General features: G+C 70.9%; 7 protein-coding genes and 1 pseudogene. 7 read left to right on the forward strand and 1 reads right to left on the reverse strand.

All coding sequences use genetic code 11. The annotated features are described in order from the left end of the window. Positions 1-402: pseudogene (locus D7V88_RS36720) on the forward strand (cytochrome-c peroxidase); the annotation flags it as partial. 4 nt (positions 403-406) lie between these two features. Here D7V88_RS36720 and D7V88_RS36725 read toward each other — a convergent pair. Further along, complete coding sequence (locus D7V88_RS36725) at positions 407-886, reverse strand: SRPBCC family protein (protein ID WP_158625239.1); 480 nt, start codon at positions 884-886, stop codon at positions 407-409. A 495-nt stretch (positions 887-1,381) separates the two neighbouring features. On the opposite strand from D7V88_RS36725, the gene D7V88_RS36730 reads away from it, so the two are divergent. The 6 genes from D7V88_RS36730 to D7V88_RS36755 all read left to right on the forward strand — a co-directional run bounded on the left by D7V88_RS36730 (position 1,382) and on the right by D7V88_RS36755 (position 7,053). Beyond that, entirely contained in the window at positions 1,382-1,921 is a 540-nt protein-coding gene (locus tag D7V88_RS36730; RefSeq protein WP_244238588.1) for an OsmC family protein, read from the forward strand. 90 nt (positions 1,922-2,011) lie between these two features. Beyond that, a complete protein-coding gene (locus D7V88_RS36735) occupies positions 2,012-2,260 on the forward strand; it encodes a hypothetical protein (protein ID WP_120545243.1) in 249 nt (82 codons plus the stop codon). Positions 2,261-2,475: 215 nt separating this feature from the next. Continuing rightward, the gene (locus D7V88_RS36740) at positions 2,476-4,602 is read left to right on the forward strand and encodes a PAS domain-containing sensor histidine kinase (protein ID WP_244238589.1); all 2,127 of its coding nucleotides are present in this window, start codon (positions 2,476-2,478) and stop codon (positions 4,600-4,602) included. After that, on the forward strand, positions 4,599-5,939 hold the full coding sequence (locus D7V88_RS36745; protein WP_120545244.1) for a sigma-54-dependent transcriptional regulator: 1,341 nt from the start codon (positions 4,599-4,601) through the stop codon (positions 5,937-5,939). The genes D7V88_RS36740 and D7V88_RS36745 overlap by 4 nt, the downstream gene beginning before the upstream one ends. Before the next feature lie 164 nt (positions 5,940-6,103). Continuing rightward, positions 6,104-6,517 (forward strand): response regulator transcription factor, encoded by a 414-nt coding sequence (locus D7V88_RS36750; protein WP_120545245.1) that lies wholly within the window; start codon positions 6,104-6,106, stop codon positions 6,515-6,517. A gap of 149 nt (positions 6,518-6,666) precedes the next feature. Then, positions 6,667-7,053, forward strand: coding sequence for a response regulator (locus D7V88_RS36755; RefSeq protein WP_120545247.1), 387 nt, complete (start codon positions 6,667-6,669; stop codon positions 7,051-7,053). The last annotated feature ends 73 nt before the right edge of the window (positions 7,054-7,126 follow it).

Genomic DNA, 7,126 nt, shown 5'->3' on the forward strand with positions numbered 1-7,126 from the left:
GTCACCGACCTGCCCCCCATCCCCGTCACCGCGAGCGGAGACCCGGACGACATCTTCCCCGCGCTGGACGAACACGGCGCGCCCATCACCGGCCCCGCGCTCGCGGCCCAGTGGTATTCGACGGACCCCGGTCGCGCGCTCATCAGCGGAGACCCCGCGGAGTTCGAGGCCTTCGACGTGCCCTCGCTGCGCGGCATCGCCCGGTCCGCGCCGTACTTCCACGACAACAGCCACAACACGCTGACGGACTCGGTGGACACCTACAGCCGCTTCATCCTGCCCGGCCTCGGCTTCACCGGACTGGACCTGCCGGTGAACCCTCCCGAGTTCCCGGGCGGCCCACCGGAATCCCTCACCCTTGCGCAGAAGCAGGACCTGGTGCGCTTCCTCCAGCGACTGTGAGCCTTCAGCGCCGCCACGCCCGATCCGGTGTCGGGGCCCGCCCGGTGGGCGGCAGGAACGTGTGCGCAAGGCCCGTGAGTCCCGGGGTGAGGATCTCGTCGCGGACCCTGCGGGCCAGGGCTTCCGCTTCGTGTCCGGGCTTCGGGTTGAACGTCGCGGACCACTCGATGAAGGTCTGCCCGGTCGCCGTCACCGGCGTCACCCTCAGCTTCGCATGGTAGTCGCGCACCGGCAGCGGCCCCTCCAGCATCGCGTACGCGTAGCTGCGCGCATGCGCGTCGTGCTCCAGCCGTGCTTCCAGGAACACCTCGCCGGCCCGCGTGGTGAGCCGTCGCAGCGGCCCCGCCCCCGGTCCGGGGTGGGCCACCCGTTCGCTGGAGACGATGCCTGGATGCCAGCGCGGGAGGCTGTCAAAGCCTCCCACCCGGTCCCAGACGACATCCACGGGTGCCTGGATCAGTTGACTCGCGTAGGCCTCGATCATGGGGTGCCTCTCGTCATTCATGAATCACAAGAAGGGGATGCGCGCTGACGGTGCCCATGCAGCCTTGGGGTGCCCACCCTCTGGCAGGCGGCCTTCCAGCCGCATGGGACGTCCCTCGTGCGCGGACGCTCAGACGGCTGACGCGTCCGGGGCCCTACAGGCTCCAGCCCGGGCAGGACCGCGGACGGTCTCACCTCCCGCGCAAAGCCATACCGCCAACACTCCGCCCTTCCCGCCCCATTGATTCATGTCCATGCAGCTCCCCGTGACAGTCAAAAGTGGCGCTGGATGTGAGGCAAAGACAGCCGGAGCGATATTGTCCAAAAGGGCTGTTCAGGGCGGTCCGCATCGCGGGTCAGGGCACGTGTGGTCTCCCGATCAGTGTCCTACCTGGGAAGACTCGTACTCCAGGGCGATGCACCGCGAGCTGCGAAGCATTGTCATGGCATGCGTGTTGAAAGCGCACCGCGACAGTCCTTGCCGAGGAGACGCCCGATGAATTCCGTTTCCATCACCGAGTACGAAACTCGCCTCTATTGGCAGGGAGAACGGGGGGCCGTGCTGACAAGCGATCGGGCGCCCCCTGTTCCAATTGGCGTGCCGCTGAACGTGGAGGAGCGGGACTCGGACGGGACGTGGGCCCCGGAGGCGCTGCTGGTGGGCGCGGTGGAAGGCCGAGCCCTGCAGGCCTTCCTGGCTGACGCCAGGGAAGCAGGCGTGCGCGTGCTCTTCTACCAGAGCAGCGCGATGGCCCGACTGGTGAGCGGCGGGCCCGAGCAGGCCGCCTGCTTCACCGACCTCATCGTGCGCCCCCACGTCGCCGTGGGCAGCCCCCCGGAAGCCGAGCTGGCCCGGCGGCTCTTCGCGGCCCTGCCCACGCGCTGCTTTCCAAGCTCCATGCTCCAGCTCACCCCGCGCATCGAAGCGGTGGTGGAGGTGTGGGCCGCGCCTCGACCCTCGAATGGGGACGGTGCCCGTCGCACCGACAGCCTGTCCCAGGAGGACGACCACTTCGCGCCCGCTCCGGGCGGATGACTTCCGGATCCGTTGAAAAGCGCGCACCGGCCGGCGCCGGGTCACGGGGCCCGGTGCCCTGGGGGCGGGGCGTGCACAGTGTGGGAGCACATGCCGACGAATCCACAGACGAATCCGCCGACGAAGCCCGTGAAGGAGCCGGACCCGAAGCCCACGCCTGAAATCGAGCCGCCCCGGCCCCAGGTACCGGAGAAGGATCCGCCGCAGCGGGAGCCCCCGCGCCGGGAGCCGCCTGCGCCCCAGCAGGATCCTGAAATCGAGCCGGGCATCACGGATCCACCGGCCCATGATCCGAACCGCCCCGGACCGCCCGACATCATCGCGGGTCCGGCGGTCTGAGATTGTCTGGGATGTCACACGCGACGTCCCGACCTCCCGCCGCGGGCCCTGTCGCTTCCGGAGGCCAGGGCCGCCGTAGGGGCTGACCCTCCGGGCGTCCGGCCTCGTTTCCCACCTGGGCCGGGGCTTTCGTCCTGGAGCCTCGCTGGACGGACCCGGGCGGCGATGCAAGTGGATGCGAGGGATCGTAGAGTCCGGCGCGCTCCCCGCGCGTCATGTCCACTCCACCTCCGTCGCCGTCCCTGCTCCGAGCCGTCTCGTTCGTCCTCGCCTGCGGTGTGCTCATGGGCGCGCTGGGCGCGACGACCGGAGCCTGGGCTCCCGTGCCCCGCCTCGCCGTCCTGGCGGGAGGCGCGGTGCTGCTCGCGACCTTCGGCGCGTGGGTGATGCTGCGCGCGCAGGCTCGAACGCGGGAAGACTGCGCCCGGGCTTTGAAGCGGGCGGATGACGCCCGGGCCCTGCGCGACGCGGTGATGGACATCACGCCGGTGGGCTTCGCCTTCTTCGACCGGGACCTCCAGTACGTGCACGTCAACGCCGCGCTCGCCGCGATGAATGGCCTGCCGGTGAGCGCGCACCTGGGCCGCCACGTCACCGAGGTGCTGCCCGCGCTGGGCACCGTGCTGGCGCCCCGGCTCGCCCGCGCGTTGGAGACGGACGCGCCGTTGCAGGACGTCAGCCTCCAGGTGGAGACCCCCGCCGCCCCGGGCGAGGCGAGATTCTGGTTCGGCGGCTACTCGCGCGTGCGCGGCTCCGGCGGCGAGGTGCTGGGCGTCATCGCCTCCCTGTCGGAGGTCACCGAGCGGCTGCGCGCCGAGCAATCCCTCCAGGAGCACGAGGGCCGGCTGGATGTGCTCACCCGCTCGCTGCCGGACTACCTCTGGGGCGGCAAGCTGCGCGGCGGCGTGCTGCGCGACTTCTACTGCACGCCCGTCATCGAGCGCACCACCGGCTATCCCCCCAGCGCCTTCACCACGCCCGGGCCGGAGGGCACGCCCGCGCCGCTGTGGGCGGAGATGATCCACCCGGAGGACCGGGCCCGCTACCGCGAGTGCATCGAGGGATTGTCCCCCGGCACGGAGGCGGAGGTGGAGCACCGGATCATCTGCGCCGACGGCCGCGTGCGCTGGGTGCGAAGCCGCGCCGCCGCCTCCGGCCTGGACGCGCAGGACGCCGTGCACCTGGGCTGCGTCGTCACGGACGTCACCGACCGACGGCTCGCGGATGACCTGCGCCAGCGCCTGCACGACAGCTTCCGCCGCTCCGCCACCGAATGGCGCCGCACCTTCGACGCCGTGTCGTCACCCCTGGTGGTGCTGAGCGCGGACGGCATCATCCACCGCCTCAATGGCGCCGCCGGAGCGCTCTTCCAGCAAGCCGATCCCACCGGCCAGCCGCTGTCCTCCACCGTGGGCGCGCCTCCCTGGACCAGCGCGGAACCCCTGGTGGAGGAGCTGCGCCAGACGCACGGCACCGCGAACCGCCAGGTGCACGACGCCGCGTCCAGCCGCACCTGGGAGCTGGCCGCCGCGTGGGTGGATGAAGCCGGCAGCGAGGATCCGCGCATCATCCTGGTGGCCACCGAAATCACCCGGCTCCTGGAGCTCCAGGCGCACGTGCGCCGCAGTGAGACGATGGCCGCGATGGGCGCCATCGTCGCGGGCGTGGCCCACGAGGTGCGCAACCCCCTGTTCTCCATCTCCGCCGTGGTGGACGCGGTGGAGGCCACCTTCGGCACGCGCCCCGAATTGCAGCCATACCTGGACGTGCTGCGCGGCGAGGTGCGCCGGCTCACGCACCTCACCCAGGAGCTCTTCGAATACGGCCGGCCCGCCCGGGGTGAGTGGGCCGACGGCGCGGTGGGCTCCGTGGTGTCGGAGGCCCTGTCCTCGTGCGAGCTCGCCGGGGAGAAGGCGGCGGTGAAGCTCACCCGCCAGTTGTCGGAAGGACTGCCCCCGGTGCGCATGGACTCGCGCCGCCTGTTCCATGTCTTCCGCAACGTGGTGGAGAACGCCGTGCAGCATTCGCCGCAAGGGACCACCGTGCACATGGCGGTGGAGGCCGTGGAAGAAGCGGGCCGCGAATGGGTGCGTTGCACCGTCCATGACGGCGGGCCCGGCTTCAAGGCGGAGGACCTGCCCCACGTCTTCGAGCCCTTCTTCAGCAAGCGCCGGGGCGGCACCGGCCTGGGCCTGTCCATCGTCCAGCGCATCCTGGAGGAGCACCAGGGCCGCATCCGCCTGTCCAACCATCCGGCGGGAGGCGCCGAGGTGACCATCCTGCTGCCCATCAGCCCCCCGGCCGCGACCTCCGGCCCTTCGCATCAATCGCAAGCCTCATGACCCGCACCCGCATCCTGCTCGTGGACGACGAGCCCGGCGTTCGCCTGGGCATGAAGGGCTACCTCACCCAGCACGGGTTCGACGTGGATGAGGCCACCAGCGTCGCCGAGGCCCAGGAGGGCTTCCGCTCCCACCGGCCCGATGTCGCCGTCATCGACTACCGGCTGCCGGACGGCACCGCGCTGGAGCTGCTGCCCCGGCTCAAGGAGATCGACGCGGCCGTGCCCCTGGTGGTGCTCACCGGCCACGGCTCCATCGAGCTGGCCGTGCAAGCCGTGAAGGAGGGCGCCGAACAGTTCCTCACCAAGCCGGTGGAGCTGGCGGTGCTCAAGGTGGTGCTGGAGCGGCTCGTGTCCCAGCGCCGCGAACGTCAGCGTCACGCCGCGGACCGCTCGCGCACGGCCCGCTCGCGGGTGGATCCCTTCCTGGGCGACAGCGCGGCCATCCGGTTCCTGCAGGACCAGGCGGAGCGCGTGCGCGACAGCGACAGCCCCGTGCTCGTCACCGGCGAGACGGGCAGCGGCAAGAGCGTGCTCGCGCGCTGGTTGCACGAGGGCGGCTCGCGCAAGGACGCGCCCTTCGTGGACCTGAACTGCGCCGCGCTGTCCAAGGACCTGCTGGACTCGGAGCTGTTCGGCCATGAGAAGGGCGCGTTCACCAGCGCGGTGGCCGCCAAGCAGGGCCTCCTGGAAGTGGCGGACCGGGGCACCCTGTTCCTGGATGAGATTGGCGACATGGACGTGGCCGTCCAGCCCAAGCTGCTCAAGGTGCTGGAGGAGAAGCGCTTCCGGCGGCTGGGCGACGTGAAGGACCGACGCGTGGACGTGCGGCTCGTCGCCGCCACGCACCAGGACCTGTCACTGGCCTCGCGCGAGAAGCGCTTCCGCAGCGACCTGTACTTCCGCATCAGCACCCTCATCCTCCATGTGCCCGCGCTGCGCGAGCGCGCCGAGGACGTGCCGGTGCTCGCGCGCCACTTCCTCGCGGAGATGGGCGGCGCGCGCGGCCGGGGCCAGGTGGAGCTGGAGCCCGACGCGGAGAAGGCCCTGATGGCGTACTCCTGGCCGGGCAACATCCGCGAGCTGCGCAACGTGCTGGAGCGCGCCGTGCTCCTGTCCGGCGCAAGCCGCCTGTCCCGGGGCGACCTGAGATTCGAATCCGCCCCCCACGACGAGCCCCTGGGCGACGACCTCACGTTGGAGGAGCTGGAGCGCCGCCACATCGAACGGGTGATGGCCCGCGAGGGCGGCCACGTGGAGCGCGCGGCGACGAAGCTGGGCATCTCCCGCAGCTCGCTCTACGCGAAGCTCAAGGGCTGGCAGCACCGGGGCCCCTGAGGGCCGCGTCCGCTGGGGCCCCAACGGAGTCCGGATTCCGGAGGACATTCCAGAACCTGGAATCCGCCGGGCCGCAAGCCCCGGCCTTCACCGCCAATCCCGCGCATTGACTGGGATTGGCGTGTTTCGCCGTGCATGGCACACCCGCTGCAATGCCCTGAGGCATGCACGGGAAAATCCTCCTCCTCGATTCGAAGCCCCCGGTTCGTGGGGCGACGGCGCGTCACCTGACGGCCGCGGGCTTCACCGTCCTCACGGCTCGCACGGATGCACAGGCGCGAAGCCAGTTGGACACCAACCTGTTCGACGCGATCCTCATCGACCATCCCTTCGGCCGGCCCGGGATGGACGAAGGGCTGACGTTCGCCCGGGAGCTGCGGCAGCAGGACTCCATCGTCCCCATCCTGCTGATGACGGCCCTGCCCCTGGACGAGGTGCGGCAGCTCGCGTGGGCCAGCGGCATCACCAAGCTGCTGCCCAAGCCGCAGTTGATGCCGGTGCTGATCCTCCACCTGTCCGCGCTCATTCCCCACGCGGCCAACGAGGATGAGCTCCACCCCATCCCCATGCGCGAGTGACCCGCGACACCGCGCGGGGGGCGGATCCGGATTCTGGAAAATGGATTCCGCAAGCTGGACAACCCCGTCCGGCCCGCGCCGCGCCGCTGCGCAAGTCCCTGGAAGTAGGTGGTCCCCCTGCCGTCCCGAAGTTGGCCCTGGCCTTGCTCATGCCCTCCTGCGTGCCCCGGAACCTGTTGATCATCGATGACGAAGCGGTGCTGTGCTGGGTGCTCGGCCGCTTCTTCGTCAGCGCGGGGTACGCGGTGGATTCGGCCACGGACCTGGACGGGGCGTTGGAGCGGGTGACTCACGGTCACTACGACCTGGTCATCAGCGACCTGCGCCTGAGTGGGACGCTGTCCGAGGAGGGGCTTGTCATCGCGGAGCGGGTGCGCAAGGCGTCCCCCACCACGCGCATGGTCCTGCTGACGGCGTTCGCCACCCCGGACCTGGGCCGCCGGGCCCGGGAGCTGGGGGTGGATCTGGTGCTCAGCAAGCCCCAGCCCCTGCCGGACCTGGCCGAGCACGTCTCGCAGTTGCTGGCACCGCACTGAGCCACGCGCAGGGCCGTCCCCCGGGGCTGCGGGGCTCCGGCGACGACTGACGGGCTTGCCGGACGGGCGGGTG

It is taken from the genome of Corallococcus terminator, assembly GCF_003611635.1.
Lineage (GTDB): Bacteria > Myxococcota > Myxococcia > Myxococcales > Myxococcaceae > Corallococcus > Corallococcus terminator.

Coding starts and splice junctions, on each gene's coding strand:
- D7V88_RS36740 (WP_244238589.1), top strand. CDS start 2,476: ATGTCCACTCCACCTCCGTCGCCGTCCCTGCTCCGAGCCGTCTCGTTC.
- D7V88_RS36730 (WP_244238588.1), top strand. CDS start 1,382: ATGAATTCCGTTTCCATCACCGAGTACGAAACTCGCCTCTATTGGCAG.
- D7V88_RS36755 (WP_120545247.1), top strand. CDS start 6,667: ATGCCCTCCTGCGTGCCCCGGAACCTGTTGATCATCGATGACGAAGCG.
- D7V88_RS36750 (WP_120545245.1), top strand. CDS start 6,104: ATGCACGGGAAAATCCTCCTCCTCGATTCGAAGCCCCCGGTTCGTGGG.
- D7V88_RS36745 (WP_120545244.1), top strand. CDS start 4,599: ATGACCCGCACCCGCATCCTGCTCGTGGACGACGAGCCCGGCGTTCGC.
- D7V88_RS36735 (WP_120545243.1), top strand. CDS start 2,012: ATGCCGACGAATCCACAGACGAATCCGCCGACGAAGCCCGTGAAGGAG.
- D7V88_RS36725 (WP_158625239.1), bottom strand. CDS start 886: ATGATCGAGGCCTACGCGAGTCAACTGATCCAGGCACCCGTGGATGTC.